The organism is Arcicella sp. GW458-12-2-14-TSB2 (genome assembly GCF_059423785.1).
On sequence record NZ_JBWKYN010000141.1, the window covers coordinates 1 to 15,432 of the forward strand.

The 15,432-nt window shown below is 34.8% G+C and carries 14 protein-coding genes and 1 tRNA gene; 9 read left to right on the top strand and 6 right to left on the bottom strand.

The genetic code is table 11. The features are described 5' to 3' along the window. Positions 1-59 precede the first annotated feature (59 nt). The 3 genes from AC07XN_RS17795 to AC07XN_RS17805 all read right to left on the bottom strand — a co-directional run bounded on the left by AC07XN_RS17795 (position 60) and on the right by AC07XN_RS17805 (position 3,657). Positions 60-989, bottom strand: coding sequence for a hydroxypyruvate isomerase family protein (locus AC07XN_RS17795; protein WP_309913941.1), 930 nt, complete (start codon positions 987-989; stop codon positions 60-62). A 323-nt stretch (positions 990-1,312) separates the two neighbouring features. Continuing rightward, a complete protein-coding gene (locus tag AC07XN_RS17800) occupies positions 1,313-2,407 on the bottom strand; it encodes an MBL fold metallo-hydrolase (protein WP_494744036.1) in 1,095 nt (364 codons plus the stop codon). A gap of 74 nt (positions 2,408-2,481) precedes the next feature. After that, a complete protein-coding gene (locus tag AC07XN_RS17805) occupies positions 2,482-3,657 on the bottom strand; it encodes a cation:proton antiporter (RefSeq protein WP_309913946.1) in 1,176 nt (391 codons plus the stop codon). A 126-nt stretch (positions 3,658-3,783) separates the two neighbouring features. On the opposite strand from AC07XN_RS17805, the gene AC07XN_RS17810 reads away from it, so the two are divergent. From AC07XN_RS17810 to AC07XN_RS17850, 9 genes are all read left to right on the top strand, one after another. Continuing rightward, the gene (locus AC07XN_RS17810; protein ID WP_494744037.1) at positions 3,784-4,203 is read left to right on the top strand and encodes a thiol-disulfide oxidoreductase DCC family protein; all 420 of its coding nucleotides are present in this window, start codon (positions 3,784-3,786) and stop codon (positions 4,201-4,203) included. Between the two features lie 111 nt (positions 4,204-4,314). Next, positions 4,315-5,196: an ACP S-malonyltransferase gene (gene fabD, locus AC07XN_RS17815; RefSeq protein WP_309913953.1), complete on the top strand. Its 882-nt coding sequence runs from the start codon at positions 4,315-4,317 to the stop codon at positions 5,194-5,196. 174 nt (positions 5,197-5,370) lie between these two features. Further along, positions 5,371-5,441, top strand: a tRNA-Gln gene (locus AC07XN_RS17820). 214 nt (positions 5,442-5,655) lie between these two features. Then, positions 5,656-7,047 (top strand): phosphoglucosamine mutase, encoded by a 1,392-nt coding sequence (gene glmM / locus AC07XN_RS17825; protein ID WP_494744038.1) that lies wholly within the window; start codon positions 5,656-5,658, stop codon positions 7,045-7,047. A gap of 50 nt (positions 7,048-7,097) precedes the next feature. Next, positions 7,098-8,174 (top strand): hypothetical protein, encoded by a 1,077-nt coding sequence (locus AC07XN_RS17830; protein WP_494744039.1) that lies wholly within the window; start codon positions 7,098-7,100, stop codon positions 8,172-8,174. Positions 8,175-8,281: 107 nt separating this feature from the next. After that, positions 8,282-9,424 carry a cysteine desulfurase family protein gene (locus tag AC07XN_RS17835; RefSeq protein ID WP_309913959.1) on the top strand — a complete coding sequence of 381 codons (1,143 nt, stop codon included), beginning with the start codon at positions 8,282-8,284 and terminating at the stop codon, positions 9,422-9,424. 240 nt (positions 9,425-9,664) lie between these two features. Further along, positions 9,665-11,014: an ethanolamine permease gene (gene eat, locus AC07XN_RS17840; protein ID WP_494744040.1), complete on the top strand. Its 1,350-nt coding sequence runs from the start codon at positions 9,665-9,667 to the stop codon at positions 11,012-11,014. Between the two features lie 41 nt (positions 11,015-11,055). Further along, on the top strand, positions 11,056-11,778 hold the full coding sequence (locus tag AC07XN_RS17845) for an alpha/beta fold hydrolase (RefSeq protein ID WP_309913965.1): 723 nt from the start codon (positions 11,056-11,058) through the stop codon (positions 11,776-11,778). 12 nt (positions 11,779-11,790) lie between these two features. Then, positions 11,791-12,330 carry a DNA polymerase III subunit psi gene (locus AC07XN_RS17850; protein ID WP_494744041.1) on the top strand — a complete coding sequence of 180 codons (540 nt, stop codon included), beginning with the start codon at positions 11,791-11,793 and terminating at the stop codon, positions 12,328-12,330. 48 nt (positions 12,331-12,378) lie between these two features. On the opposite strand, the gene AC07XN_RS17855 is transcribed toward AC07XN_RS17850, so the two are convergent. The 3 genes from AC07XN_RS17855 to AC07XN_RS17865 form a co-directional block, all read right to left on the bottom strand. Next, on the bottom strand, positions 12,379-12,942 hold the full coding sequence (locus AC07XN_RS17855; RefSeq protein WP_494744042.1) for a hypothetical protein: 564 nt from the start codon (positions 12,940-12,942) through the stop codon (positions 12,379-12,381). Positions 12,943-13,033: 91 nt separating this feature from the next. Then, complete coding sequence (locus AC07XN_RS17860; RefSeq protein ID WP_494744043.1) at positions 13,034-13,597, bottom strand: hypothetical protein; 564 nt, start codon at positions 13,595-13,597, stop codon at positions 13,034-13,036. Position 13,598: 1 nt separating this feature from the next. Then, entirely contained in the window at positions 13,599-15,224 is a 1,626-nt protein-coding gene (locus AC07XN_RS17865; protein ID WP_494744044.1) for a hypothetical protein, read from the bottom strand. Positions 15,225-15,432: the final 208 nt, after the last annotated feature.

A 15,432-nucleotide genomic window follows, 5' to 3' on the forward strand; every position in this document is an offset into this window, starting at 1 on the left:
TCTTCAACCTTATTATTAGCGGGCGACTTAAGTCGCCCGCTAATAATAAGGGGACATATTTAAGCCAAATCAGAAGCACGATATGCTTCAATCAACTTCATTTCGCCTTCTTTTCCACCGATAGAATTGCCATGTTCCATTCCTAAAATGAACTCACCTCTATTGGTTGCTTTAGCCTTTTCGTTAATGTGTTTGAACAAAAACTTATAGTTTACTTCGCCCGTAGTAGGTTCTTTTCTACCCGGTTCATCACCAATCTGGAAATAAGCAATCTCATCCCAAACCCAATCCATGTGTTGTGTCATGCGTCCTTCGTTGCGTTGCATGTGCCACATATCGAATAAGATTTTACACGACGGGCTATTCACAGCCTTGCAAATCATATAAGATTGGTCAGAATTACGAAGGAATAAATCAGCATTATCAGAAAGCGGTTCCATTACCATTACCAAGCCATGTGGCTCAAAAATCTCAGCACCTCTTCTAAAAGCATCAATTACATTCCCAGTTTGTACTCCTATCGGTAAGTTGCGTTCAAAATAGCCTGGCACAATCGTCATATATTTTGCATTACAGCGTTTGGCTACTTCAACTGCCTTTTTACAAGTATTCAAAAAAACATCCTTAAATTCTTGTTTGCCTGTGGTTAAAGATGTTTTCCAATTGTCGCCACCATCAATCACAAAAACGCCCATAGCCATATCCAACTTAGCCATAGTATCGCCTATTTTCTTTTGCAATTCTGGGGTTCTGCCCATCATTCCATTATCTTCCAAAGCACGAAATCCCATCTCGTGCATAAACTTCAATTGGTCAATTTCATCTTTGCCTGCCGAATTTTGGAACATACCAAAGTGCGGAGCATATTTTAATTTAAATACAGGTTGAGGACTAGCTACATTTGCTTTTTCAGCCGATTTTGCCAAAGTTGGCAACGTCGCCAAGCCTGTGCCAGCAATGATGTTTTTTGTGAAATCTCTTCTTTTCATAGTTTAAGTTAATTTTGAGTAATATTTAGATTTTAAAGTAATTTTTTACACCCGCTAAAAAACTTTCATCAATCATTCTTTGATAGCTATTTTTTCTTTGTTTTATCACTGTTTTTACAAATAGTATCTAAATAAACCAACGAAGTTAATACAACAAAAAATCAGCAAGTCATTGATTATCCCTGTCATAAAATTGTATCGCTTCAAAAAGATGATTTTACACTATTTTAGACATGATATATTGGCTGAACCACGTATTTCTTTAAGTTTTTACTGTTCAAATATACTCATGCTAAATATAAAATATGCACGTACTTATAGGACTATGGTTTTTTAAAATTCCACCACACTTTATGGGGATATATGCTGTCTAGGACAACAGGTTCGCCAATAAGAGGGGTTGTGAGTTTAATATCAGAATGCTCCAAGCTTTTTACCAAGCGATTGATAGGCTCGTCCCAAGCGTGATAACCTAAGGCAAATTTTGCCCAGTGTACTGGCATCAATACTTTGGTATTCAATTCTGCGGCTACTTTGGCCGTTTCCTCTGGCGAAGTATGTATCAGTGGCCAATCTTTACCATACTGACCGTTCTCTAATAAGGCAATATCGAATGGGCCAAATTTCTCTCCAATGGTTTTGAAGTGATGATCATAACCAGAATCTCCGCCAATAAAAATGCTGTAGCCATCAATTTTCAAAACAAAAGAAGACCAAAGGGTTTTGCCACGTGTAAAACCTCGTCCCGAAAAGTGTCTTGCAGGCGTTGACGTAATCTCTAAATCATCGTTAATCTTTTTACCCTCCCACCAATCGAACTCAACAATGTTTTCAGGGCATACTCCCCATTCTTCTAAATGTGCGCCTACACCTAAAGCGGTATAGAATTTCTTTACTTTGGGGATTAATTTACTGATAGTCACATAATCCAAGTGGTCGTAATGGTCATGCGAAAGCACTAGCATATCGATATCAGGAAAATCTTCTACATTGTATACATCAGCACCTTTGAATGCTTTCCCAAAAAAAGAAACAGGAGAAGCCGAGCCACTAAATACAGGGTCAACCAAAACCGTTGTTTTTTTAGATTTGATTAAATAGGAAGAGTGTCCAAACCAAACGATGGTTGGTTGCTCAGAAGCTAATGTTTTTAAATCAGTTTTGATCGAGGGAAGGACATTGTCTGGTTCAACTGTTTTAGGCTTATTCAAAAAATCGTTAAGCAATCCCCAATAAGAAGCATCCTTTGGCATTACTTCAGTAAGCGATAGGTTTTGGAAAGAGCCATTTGAATAATTAGGTGATTTTTCGATACGAGCTAGGCGAGCGCCAGAGGGGTCTTTGCCAAAAACTTTTTGTTGCATAAAGACATACAAGCCCATTCCGAGAAAGGCAAAAACAAGGATAATTAGTAGCATAATTTTGCGTAAATATGTTAGGATCACTTTTTAATGAATAGTTATTTGAATAATTACCTTGCTAACACCTATTCTTAATGCTTTTGTTCATTTCTGCTGGTATTCATCAATCCAAACATCATCACCAATGCAGTTAATACAATTACTTGAATAATTAATGATTTATTCATTAACGGAATATGCTGATTAGGCTCTATCGCCAAAAAGAGTAAAATTGTAATCAGCCCTCTGGGTGCTACAAAAAGTAGTGGACGGAGGTTTAATTTAGATAATTTTAATTGTATAGCACGAATCAGGAAAATCATAAAGACGATTCCTAAAGCCCAACTGAGGGTATCAGTATTTAATATTTCGGCAGATTCTATAAGGTACCCAAATAAAAGAAAAAACAAAGCCCTGATTAAGAAGGTAGCTTCGCCTACCAGTTCATGAAATTTATTAACTTCTACTTCTAATTGATCGGGCTTTAATCGTTGAATCCAATGAAACTGTTTTAGTTTATCGAGGTTTCCTAAGAAAAGTCCTAAAAGAAGAATAAAAACCAAGCTAGGTAAATGATACAGTTTGGCGATGGCATAAATCAGAATTACTAACAAAATGATTGGCCCAAATTTGATAGGATGTTCAATCTTGCTTAATAAAAAGGACAAAGTGGCCGTAGAAACAAACGATACGATAATAATAATCAAGAGTTCAAAGGCAAACTCTGTAAAGGAAGCGACATTAATAGTGGCGTTGAGAGCCATAAAGTTGAAAAAAAGCACCCCAATGATATCTGATAAACTACTTTCGTAAATGATAAATTCTTTGTCCGTAGCTTTTAGGTTTTTCACACTTGGTATCGCAATGGCACTACTTACCACACATAGAGGAATAACATTGGTCAGATTGTTTTTGAAAGAGCCTCCACCAAAGTATTGGAAAGTGGCTGCCATCAAAAATGCTAAAATTACCATCGGGAAGAAACCCACAATAAAGGATTTTTTGATAATCGGAATTTTGGATTTGTCCAATTCAAGTTCCAAGGCTCCTTCTAGCACAATCAATATTAATCCGATTGTGCCCAACACGGGTAGAATAGCAGTTAAATTGGGTACGCGGACATTAGTGAAAGTAGTAACTTGTTTCACTAACCAGCCCAATAATAGCAGTAATATAACAGATGGAATTTTTGTCCGAGACGCAGTTAAATCAAATGCATAGGCAATTAATAATAACGAACATACAGTAATGATGATGGTTGTACTCATGTTTTATAAGATTAAGGTTAGCTTTAATTTAAAAGCAAATAGATATTCTTTGTATTGTTAAGACTTTTATACTGATATTTTTGTTTAGGTAATAAGAGGATAATCAGAGATTAATAATTCATTTAAATGGAAAATATAGATACAATAGCTGATGGGCAACAAGTGGTATTATTTGATGGTGTTTGTAATTTTTGTAATGCTTCAATCAATTTTGTGATTGACCATGACCCAAACAAACATTTCAAATTTGTTTCGTTGCAATCTGAATTTGGGAATGCTATTTTGAAAAAGTACCAGAGAAATACGACAGATTTTGATTCGGTAATTTTATTGAAAAATAATAGAATATTCACCAAATCAAAAGCAGCATTAGAAATTGCCAAAGATTTATGTGGTTTTTGGAAGTATTTGTCCCTTTTTAGCGTATTACCGAGTGTAATTCTTGATTTTTTTTATGATTTGATAGCCAAGAATCGCTATAAAATTTTTGGAAAATCAGATTCTTGCCGAATGCCAACGCCTGAGTTAAGAGAAAGATTTCTCTGAACGGATAGTAAATAGTTAAATTGAATAGTTAATTTTGCGGACTTTAGCACAAGAGCAATAGAAATACTATACTCTTTTACTTATTTTACTCACATTCATTTAATTATTAAAATGAAAGCATACGTTTTCCCGGGTCAAGGCTCTCAATTCAAGGGCATGGGTAAAGACCTTTACGATAATTCAGCATCAGCCAAGGCATTATTCGAGCAAGCAAACGAAATTTTAGGTTTTCGTATTACAGATATTATGTTTGAAGGTACAGATGAGGAGCTTAAACAAACCAAAGTTACTCAACCTGCTATTTTCTTGCATTCAGTTATTTTAGCCAAAGAAACAGCAGATTTTAAACCAGATATGGTAGCGGGGCACTCATTAGGAGAGTTCTCGGCATTGGTAGCGACAGGAGCATTGAGTTTTGAAGATGGCTTGAAATTGGTCTCTGCACGTGCGTTAGCCATGCAAAAAGCCTGTGAAAACAATCCTTCAACAATGGCGGCGGTATTAAACTTATCAGATGAAGTAATTGAAGAAATTTGTGCTTCTATTACGGATGAAGTAGTAGTGGCTGCTAACTATAACTGCCCAGGTCAGGTAGTAATTTCGGGTTCTAACGAGGGCGTTGCTCAAGCTGGTGAAAAACTAAAAGAAGCAGGAGCAAAGCGTGTTTTATTGTTGCCAGTAGGTGGTGCATTTCACTCTCCATTGATGGAGTCTGCTCGTGAAGAATTAGCTGCTGCCATTGAGGCGACACCTTTTGCACAACCTGCTTGCCCAATTTATCAAAATGTAAATGCTCAGCCTTCAACGGATGTTGAAACGATTAAATCAAACCTTATTTCGCAGTTGACTGGTGCTGTTCGTTGGACACAATCAGTTCGTAATATGGTTGAAGATGGCGCAACGGTTTTTGTAGAGTGTGGTCCAGGTAAAGTATTACAAGGATTAGTAAAAAAGATTGCTCCAACTGTTGAAACTAGTGGCGTAGCTGTTTAAAATATCCCGCTTTTACCACAAATAGTAAGGTAGAGATGATGTTTTTTTTGAAATATAAAAGTCAATTAGTCAATAACTTATAAAATTTTAGTGTGTCATTTTTTTATTTTTTGAAAAAATGACTTGACAAAGCCGAATTATACGACTAATTTTGCACCACAATTCAAATGTGATTGACCGATGGTGTAATGGTAACACTACGGTTTTTGGTACCGTCATTCATGGTTCGAATCCATGTCGGTTAACAAAAAGCCTTCAAGCTATTTAGTTTGAAGGCTTTTATGTTAATATCATTTCGTACACGTACCAAAATACCCTTAAAGAAACATAAATAATACCGCCAGATAAATTTATGCACAATTAAATAGATACAATTTAGGTTTATCATAGCAGACAAGCATTTTTATATTAACTTTAGTTTTTGATAATTAAACGATTTTTAAAAATTTTATTAAGCAATTGACACTAATCAAATCAATATCAGGCATTAGAGGAACTATCGGTGGAAAAGCAGGAGAATCCTTAACACCTTTAGACGTTGTTAAATTTACAGCAGCTTTCGGCACTTGGTTAAAAAGAAGAAAACCTGAGACCCTTAAGATTGTGCTTGGACGTGATGCTCGTCTTTCTGGAGACATGGTTTCTAAATTAGTGGTAGGTACACTTCAAAGTTTAGGATTAAGTGTACTTGATTTAGGACTTTCTACAACACCAACCGTTGAAATGGCCGTACCTGCCGAAAATGCCGCAGGAGGTATTATTTTAACGGCAAGCCATAACCCTATTCAATGGAATGCCCTAAAGTTATTGAATGCTGAAGGTGAATTTATTTCTGGCAATGATGGAGAAGAAATGCTGCTGATTGCTGAAAATGAAGATTTTGATTTTGTTGATGTCAAGAAATTAGGAAGCTATACCCAAGATGATACTTGGCTTCAAAAGCATATTGATTTGATTTTGGCTTTACCATTAGTAGATGTTGAAGCTATCAAAAATAAGAACTTTAAAGTAATTGTTGATGCTGTAAACTCATCGGGAGGAATAGCTGTACCGATGTTGCTTGAAGCATTAGGGGTAACACAAATTACAAAATTGCACTGTGAGCCTACGGGGCATTTTGCACATAATCCAGAACCACTACCTGAAAACTTAACCGATATTACGAAGGCTATTGAAAAAGGTAAGTTTGATTTAGGAATAGTAGTTGACCCAGATGTAGACAGACTGTGCTTTATGTGCGAAGACGGTTCTCCATTTGGAGAAGAATATACTTTAGTAGCAGTGGCAGATTATATTTTACAAAACCATAAAGGAAACTCGGTATCAAACCTTTCTTCGACACGTGCTTTACGGGATGTAACAGAGAAGGCTGGCGGAAAATATTATGCTTCGGCCGTTGGAGAAGTAAATGTAGTTACCTTGATGAAATCTGCTAAGGCTGTCATTGGTGGCGAAGGGAATGGCGGTATTATCTATCCAGCATTACACTATGGTCGTGATGCATTGGTGGGTATTGCATTGTTTTTGACACATTTAGCTAAATCAGGCAAGCGAATCTCAGTAATGAGAAAAGGCTATCCTGAATACTATATTTCAAAAAATAAAATTGAACTTACACCAGATATTGATGTAGATGGAGTGTTGGAAGCTATTCAGAAAAAGTATGCTAAAAACCCAATCAATGCGATTGATGGAGTGAAAATTGAATTTGATAAGGAGTGGGTTCACCTCAGAAAATCAAATACTGAACCTATTATTAGGATATATTCTGAATCAGATTCAATCACCAAAGCTGATAACTTAGCTAAGAAATTGATGAGTGATATTAAGGAGATTGTGTCTGGGAAATAAAATATGCTACTTTACACTTAAACTAGTTATTAAATAAAGCACCTAATTGAATGAAAAATATAGTTTTATTGTTTTCCTTAATAATAGGATTTTCACCAATTTATTCCCAAAATTTTGAAGTAGGCTATTACATTAAAGATGGGAAAAAAAATGAAGGTTTTATTAAGTATGAGAGTTGGTTAAGGACTCCCCACACAATAGAATTTAAAGCTAGCTTAAATAGCACCGTTGAACTAATAAATGCTCAAAGTGCAGAAGAGTTTTTTGTGCATGATGAAGTTTATATCTCTAAAAAGATTGATGTTAAAATTGATCATGATACACCAAAAGAAGCCAATAGCGAAATTGTTGCAGCATTTTTTAGAGGTGATTATTTTTTAAGGGTTTTCTTGAAAACTACTAAGATAATACTTTTTGAATTTGTTGATCCAAAAGAAAAAAGTCATTTATTCATCGAGAAAGATAATACTTTTCAAGAATTATTTTATTCAGAAGATTATCATTATGAAAATGATAGAATGTTTCTTACAACTAAAAAGGGATACATCGGTCAATTAAGGGCGTTGTTTGCAGATTGTAATAAAATTAATATTAATGACGATTTCCCGTATGATAAAAAAGACATTTCAAAACTATGTTTATCATATTCAAAATGCAAGGATAGTGAGGTAGCACCAACAATAAATGCAAGCTTAAATAAAAACGATAAGACTAGGTTTGCTGTGGGTGTTATTGGAGGGCATTATTTAAATGTTGATAATCCAAAGAATTGGTTTACTGGACTATCTGTAAGGATGAGTTTTCCTCGTAGTTTTAATAATATTTATTTGCAAATAGAGGGAACTTATAATAGGATCAAGGAAACTAGTGATTTTAGTATTTACTATTATCCTCAACCTGATGATGCTATTAAGGTGTATAACGTAAGTTTATTATTTGGGAAGTCATTTGGTCATAAGAGTTTTAGACCATTTTTCAGTGGAGGGATGTCTTGGATTGGAAGATATGGAGGTAATGGTATTTTGGGTGCTGGGCTTAGCTGGAAAAGAGCTGTAAAGATTGAATACAGAGAATCAACTAATAAGAGTTTACGACAAATAGCAGTTGGCTATCAGTATGAATTTTAGAAAATGAATAAAGTGATTTTTACAGAATGTCAGACCCTGTGGGCTGACATTCTGCATTTATAAGAAATCCAATTAAATAGACAGAAGTAATAGACTTTATCAAGCAAATGAATAGAATTTATTTAGATAATGCTGCCACAACCCCAATGGACAAAGCAGTAATCGAAGCGATGTTACCCATGATGGAATCTAATTTTGGAAATCCATCTTCTATCCATACTCACGGACGTGAAGTGCGTAATACCATTGAGCGTGCCAGAAAAACGATTGCAGGTTTATTAAATACCTCGCCTGCGGAAATCTTTTTTACCTCTGGTGGAACAGAGGCAGACAACACTGCTATCGTCCGTTCTATTGAAGATTTCGGCATCACACATGCCATTACTTCGCCTCTTGAACACCATGCCGTACTTCATACATTGGAATACATGGCTAAAAAAGGGAAAATCAAACTAAGCTATGTTGAGTTGGATGCTAAAGGTCATGTAGATTTAAAGCATTTAGAGGAATTACTACGCGATAATCCGAAGACATTAGTTTCGTTGATGCATGGGAATAATGAAATCGGTAACTTGTTAGATTTAACAGTGGTTGGGCAATTGTGCGAAGACTACGGTGCCATTTTCCATTCAGATACCGTACAAACAATGGGACATTATCGCCATGATTTGCAACAAATGAAAATTGATTTCATGGTAGGTGCAGCGCATAAATTTCATGGTCCTAAAGGCGTTGGTTTTTTGTACATCAATGCCAAGAGCAAAATAACTCCCTTTATTCATGGCGGTTCACAAGAAAGAAATATGCGTGGAGGAACGGAAAATGTATATGGTATCGTAGGATTGGCTAAAGCATTAGAAATTGCTTATGCAGGCATGGACGAACACAGAAAGCATATTGAAACGCTAAAAGCTAGAATGATTGCTAGATTAAGCAGTGAATTAGATGATATTGAATTCAATGGTGATTCTGATAATTTAGATAGAAGTCTTTACACGGTACTAAATGTAAGTTTCCCACCATCTGAAGAAGCAGATATGTTTTTGTTCAATTTAGACATCAACAAAATCTCCGCATCGGGCGGAAGTGCCTGTACGAGTGGCTCAGATATTGGCTCACACGTATTAACAGCCTTGAATGTTTCGGCTGAAAGACCATCAGTTAGATTCTCGTTTTCAAAGTATAATACAATAGAAGAGATTGATTATGTAGTAGATAAATTGGTGAGTATGTTGAAAGTAACAGCTTAGGTGCTATAATTTTCAATTTAGAATTTAATACAAAAGGCTCAGAGATTCTCTGAGCCTTTTGTATATTTGTTTAATTAGCCATTTTGAAAATGGCGCTTAGCTGTGGAATTTCGGCATCATTTTTTTAGTATCTAGGTTTTTGGAATGGGTTTTAGTAGCGTTTGTGGGTTTCGTCTTAATTTAAAATATATAGTATTACCAATTCATCAGCATTTTAATCCTTATTAATCCTATAAACTTATGCAGACAATAGACAGCCGACAACCGACAGCCGACGACCATCAACCAACCCTTAAAAAAGTTATTAATACTACCCAATTGTGGGCAATTGCAGTAGGACTTGTCATTTCAGGAGAATATTTTGGCTGGAATTACGGCTGGGCTTCCTCTGGCACCATTGGCTTTTTAATAGCAACGCTGTTAGTAACGATAATGTACGTTACCTTTATTTTCTCCTATACCGAGCTTACAACCTCCATTCCTCATGCTGGAGGAGCTTTTGATTACGCTAACAGAGCGTTTGGTCAAGTAGGCGGTTTTATTGCAGGTTTTGCCACATTAGTAGATTTTTTATTAGCACCACCAGCGATTGCTTATGCCCTTGGAAGTTATGTCAATTTCCTACATCCAGCTATTCCTGTAGTGCCTACGGCAATAGGTATGTATGTGATATTTATTACTATAAATCTTTTCGGTATCAAAGAATCTGCTCGGTTTTCATTGTTTGTTACCATTTTGTCGGTTTTAGAATTAATCATTTTTATAGCGGTTATCTTTCCTTTTTACAAAACAGAAAACTTTATTGCCAACAATCCGCCTACTATCACGGTCGATAGTGTTTTTGCTGGTATACCTTTTGCAATATGGTTTTTTGTAGCGATTGAAGGCGTAGCCATGGTAGCAGAGGAGGTAAAAGAACCCCGTACTACTATTCCAAAAGCCTATATTTCTAGTATCATTACTTTGGTAATATTGGCTTTGGGCGTAATGATTCTGAGCGGAGGCGTTGGTGACTGGCGAACATTGAGTAATATTGACTATCCTTTGCCCGAAACACTATCGATGGCCTTAGGAAAAAGCAATAGCCTTTCAAAAGTGTTTGCTAGTTTAGGACTATTTGGCTTGATTGCTTCGTTTCATTGTAATACGATTAGTTATTCTCGACAAATCTTTGCGTTGGCTCGGGCGGGTTATTTGCCTAAATTTTTATCGGTTGTTAACAAAAAGTATCAAACGCCTCATTGGGCATTGATAGCGGGCGGTGTAGTAGGAGCAATTGCTATTTTTACGGGCACGACCAATAAAATCATTATTATGTCGGGCTTGGGGGCTGTGGTAATGTATGCCATGAGTATGCTGAGTTTGTTAGCTTTACGGAAAAAAGAACCTCAGCTAGACCGACCATTTATTGCTCCTTTTTATCCATATTTTCCTATTATTGCCTTGGTGTTGTCTTTGGTATGTATGGTTGCTATTGTATATTATAATCAGTATTTAAGTGTTTTATTTTTTGGAAGTTTGATTGTGTGTTTGCTTGGGTTCGTATTAAAGTTTGGAGGGAAAATAGCTCCAAAAACTATCATTAAATAAAATGAAGCAAGTGTTTATACTTGACTTCTGATATCAATATTATGAAAAAAGCAGTTGTATTATTACATGGTTATGGTGAGGATGCTACCATTTGGAGCGGTTATGTACCTTTTTTACAAAAGGATTTTTATATAATTGTTCCAGAATATGCACGATTGAGTAATCTAAAGACGATTGATGATTACGCTGATTTTGTGGAAAAAAAAGTTAGCGAAAGCGGTTTTGAAAAATGTGTAATCATTGGGCACTCAATGGGAGGGTATATTGCTTTGGCATTTGCCGAAAAATATCCTGACAAAGTATTAGGTCTTGGACTTTTTCATTCTACAGCCTTTGCAGATTCAGACGAGAAAAAGGCGGCTAGAAATAAAAATGTGGAGTTCATAAAAACGCATGGTGCGGAAGCTTTTATCAAAGTTTCGACGCCTAATTTATATGCAGAAGCTTTTGCCAAAAAATATCCTGAAATCATTCAAAAACACATAGATGCGTCTTCGTCTTTGCCTGTTGAAGCATTGATTGCCGGAATGGAAGCCATGCGCGACCGCCCCGACCGCAAGCACGTGTTGAAGTCGTTGCGTTGTCCTGTAATGTTTATTATCGGTGAAAGGGATAAAAGCGTTGCTCCAGAAGACGCTAAAGCACAGATTATGATACCGAAATTTTTCTCATCTTCTATTCTTGATGAAGTCGGACACATGGGGATGATTGAAGAACCAGAAGATTGTTTGAAATTTGTAGGAAAGTTTTTACTGAAATGTTAATTGTAAGAGATAATGCCAGAGAATAATACCATCCTTTTCCAACAACTTTTTGCAGGAGAACAATTGTATGTAATTCCTGAACAAAGTTTGCAAAAAGAAGAAATAACTGTTGAAAACAGCCCAATTGCAAGACCCATCGAGGAAAAAACGGTAGTAAAAGCTACTGCCACAGTGAACGAAGTAAAAGTTTTGCATTTTGTGCCTAATCACAGAATAGTTATTTTGGTAGATGAATATAGCGAAGCAGACCAAGCGTTATTGGCTAAAATCTTGACAGCTGTAAAGCTCAATCTTAATCAGATAGATTTAGTTCGCTTGGCAGATTTGAGCCAGATGAATGCCAGAACTGCTTTCTCGCAAAACCTTATTAGTCATTTTATTACTTTTGGGGTAGCTCTGCAAAAGATAAAGCTTGAAATTCCACTCAATCCATATCAAACCAAAGAAATCAAAAATATTCGTTTTTTGTTTTCTCATGCATTGAGTGAATTGCAGCATGATGTAGAAAAGAAAAAAGCCTTGTGGAAGGCTTTGCAGGAAATGTTTTTGTAGTTTTTTTTGAGTCATAGCTTTTAAAGCTATGACTCAAAAATTTAAACACTAAATACCATACCCAAAGGTGTATTTTCCATTAGAATCAATAAAATAAAAGCCATCCATATAAATTTCGGCTTTACGATCTTTTCTCATCTTTACTCTTTTATTTGAAAGAGGTAATGTCGTCCAGTATTCTTCAATAGGAGGGAATTGTTTTACTTTATTACCAACAATTTTATCTATACACTTTGAACATTCTTCAGAAGATGTTATTATGCCCCCTTGCCCTTCATACTCAATCAAAACAATCTCATCATCAATAATTGTATAATTGGTGTAGGGCGTTTTGTACTCTTTATAATGATTATCCCAAGTGATACATACACTTAGAGTTGTTCTCTTTTCATATATATCATTTCCCATATATTCCATTCCTCTACTAATGTGTAATAAAACAATACCTTTATCCCCTGGTAGCTTATTGTACTTATAGCCCAGACCAATATATTCTTTTAGTGCTTTCTTGACAGTAGTGTCTTTAATTTCCACTTTCATTAGTTCACACTGAGCTTTGCTATTGATTGAAAGGGATAAAAAAATGATGGATAGTAATAGGCGCTTTTTCACAGAATAACGTTGTTATCAAGGGTTTAAAGAAAAACAAATTTCCATTCAATGATACAATATATCATCGAATGGAAATAATAACATTATAAAATTAAATACCTTGTCTGAAGATGTAATTCCCTTTCAAATCAATATAATAACAACCATCCATGTAAGTTTCTATTTTACGTTCCTTACTCATTTTTACTCTTTTATTAGAAAGGGGTAATGTTGTCCAATACTCTTCTTTAGCAGGGAATTGTTTTACTTTATTACCAACAATTTTATCAATACATTTTGAACATTCTTTAGATGGTTTAATAATACCTCTTTGTCCTTCATACTCGATTAAAATAATTTCATCATCAATAATAGTATAATTTGTATAAGGGCTTTGAAACTCTTTATAATGATTATCCCAAGTGATAGATACACAGAGTTGTGTTCCCGTTTCACGCCTATCATTTCCTGTATTTTGTAATCCTTGACTAATTTGTAATAAAACAATGCCTTTATCACCTGGTAGTTTAGAATACTTGTATCCTAGCCCTATGTATTCTTTAAGGGCTTTCATGACGGTAGTATCTTTAATTTCCACTTTCATTAGCTCACATTGTGCTTTGCTACTGATTGAAATTGATAAAAAAAGGATGAATAATAATAAGCTTTTTTTCATGTTAAGGACAATTATGTAGGTTATCATTTACGCCATCTATGTATTTTTGGGTAGCATTATATTCATACAACTTACTTTGAGTTAAGATCATGAGTTTAATGTTAGGAAATACTTCAGGTATTCTTTGATCGGCATTACTTGCTTCGTCAAAATTAAGGGTTGTTGGAGGAGTGTAAGGGTGTGTGTGAATAAAAGCATCAACTTCATAAACTTCGTAATCACCAATTGCTCCATTAGATAAAAAAATGTTAATTTGAATTTTCTTTTTACCGTTGTCATCAAATAATACAACTATTGGTCTTCCTTGATCATCCAGATATGGAGTTTTTAATGCTACACTTGTAGCATAATTATCATAACTCGGTAAGATTATAATCTTACCAGTTGTTGTTAATATAGCTCCCATTTCTTTAGTTAAAACAGGATCATTATTTCGATAACTATATTCCCACATAGCCCGTAGTCCAGCACACTTGTCATTATATACTTCAAATCTTCTTTCAGGCCGGTTAATTTTTTGAGTCATAACTTTAAAGCCAGCAGGATTGGTTACAGTACCTCCACTAGTCCCACCTCCACTACTATTTGGACAATGAGCCGTGGTTGAACAATCTGAATAATATATCCAGCTTGAGCAAGTACCATCACTATAACAATCTCTTTCTCTCCAATTAAAACAGTTTTCAACAATTTCACATTGATCATAAACCTGTGTAGAACGTGCAGATTCAGATAATATTTCTTTTTCTTTTTTTGGAGGAGTATTAGTTTTATTATTAATACAATCTCCGTTGCGAGTACAACATTTTCCAAAACCGTTAGGAAAATATCCTATAGGACAACCTATAATTGGTTTTGAACTAGGGAGACTATCAATTGGTGTATTTCCAAAATCACTGTCTAAATAATCTCTCTTCAAAGGATTAAATCCCATCTTATTGTCATCACGAAAGTATGTTTCAGACGGTTTATTTAACTTTAATTCAAGCGGTGGAGCTTCAAATAATATATCACTATTTTTTTTAATTTTCAAATCAGTTTCAGAACCCCAGTAATATAAATCATTTTTACTGTTATTTCTAATATAAATATCTAAAGTACCTTTTTTAAGAGGCTCATCCACTGTTATATTCAATAGTTCAGCATCGTTTTTTGCTGCTTTGGTAACGGGCTGACTCCATGTTTTTAATACTTTTCCATCTGAATCGCGGTGTTGTATGATAAAATTGGCATCAGGTATAGCACGAGGTCTATTTTTCCAAATGTTTGGTAACGTTGCTAAAGTTAAACCAAATGGAATTAAAGAAGATGTTTTTGCGGTACTAGAACCTTCTTTGGTATTTGAATAGTTTAGCTGTGAACCTATTACAATACCTGTTGAAGCTAGGGCAATATTTGACCAAAACTTTTTAATATTACCAGAACGATAACTTACATAAATACTTGAATTAATTTTTGTAGTAGTTGTGGTATTATTTAAGTCAATTTTTTTTAATAAAATTTGTTTGTTATTTACAGCACTTAATGTCGGTTGTCGATAAGAATTATTGATTTGTGAGAATGCTAGGTTTTGACTAAAGAACATTGAAATTGTAATCAGAACCATTAATAAGTATTTGTTTTTCATGTTTTTGAATTTAAGGTGAATTGTTTTTCATAAGTAATTAATCAGATTGAAAATATAATGGCTTAATAAATAGGTTAAGAAGTAATATAATGCTGACTATTGGTAAATAACTACCTTGTGAGAAGCACTAAAATTTAATTTTACATTCTCTTTATTATTTTTTATCACCAAATATCATCATTTAATTTTAAAAAACTTTGATAAACAA

Coding starts and splice junctions, on each gene's coding strand:
- AC07XN_RS17795 (WP_309913941.1), bottom strand. CDS start 989: ATGAAAAGAAGAGATTTCACAAAAAACATCATTGCTGGCACAGGCTTG.
- AC07XN_RS17800 (WP_494744036.1), bottom strand. CDS start 2,407: ATGCTACTAATTATCCTTGTTTTTGCCTTTCTCGGAATGGGCTTGTAT.
- AC07XN_RS17805 (WP_309913946.1), bottom strand. CDS start 3,657: ATGAGTACAACCATCATCATTACTGTATGTTCGTTATTATTAATTGCC.
- AC07XN_RS17810 (WP_494744037.1), top strand. CDS start 3,784: ATGGAAAATATAGATACAATAGCTGATGGGCAACAAGTGGTATTATTT.
- fabD (WP_309913953.1), top strand. CDS start 4,315: ATGAAAGCATACGTTTTCCCGGGTCAAGGCTCTCAATTCAAGGGCATG.
- AC07XN_RS17830 (WP_494744039.1), top strand. CDS start 7,098: ATGAAAAATATAGTTTTATTGTTTTCCTTAATAATAGGATTTTCACCA.
- AC07XN_RS17835 (WP_309913959.1), top strand. CDS start 8,282: ATGAATAGAATTTATTTAGATAATGCTGCCACAACCCCAATGGACAAA.
- eat (WP_494744040.1), top strand. CDS start 9,665: ATGCAGACAATAGACAGCCGACAACCGACAGCCGACGACCATCAACCA.
- AC07XN_RS17845 (WP_309913965.1), top strand. CDS start 11,056: ATGAAAAAAGCAGTTGTATTATTACATGGTTATGGTGAGGATGCTACC.
- AC07XN_RS17850 (WP_494744041.1), top strand. CDS start 11,791: ATGCCAGAGAATAATACCATCCTTTTCCAACAACTTTTTGCAGGAGAA.
- AC07XN_RS17860 (WP_494744043.1), bottom strand. CDS start 13,597: ATGAAAAAAAGCTTATTATTATTCATCCTTTTTTTATCAATTTCAATC.
- AC07XN_RS17865 (WP_494744044.1), bottom strand. CDS start 15,224: ATGAAAAACAAATACTTATTAATGGTTCTGATTACAATTTCAATGTTC.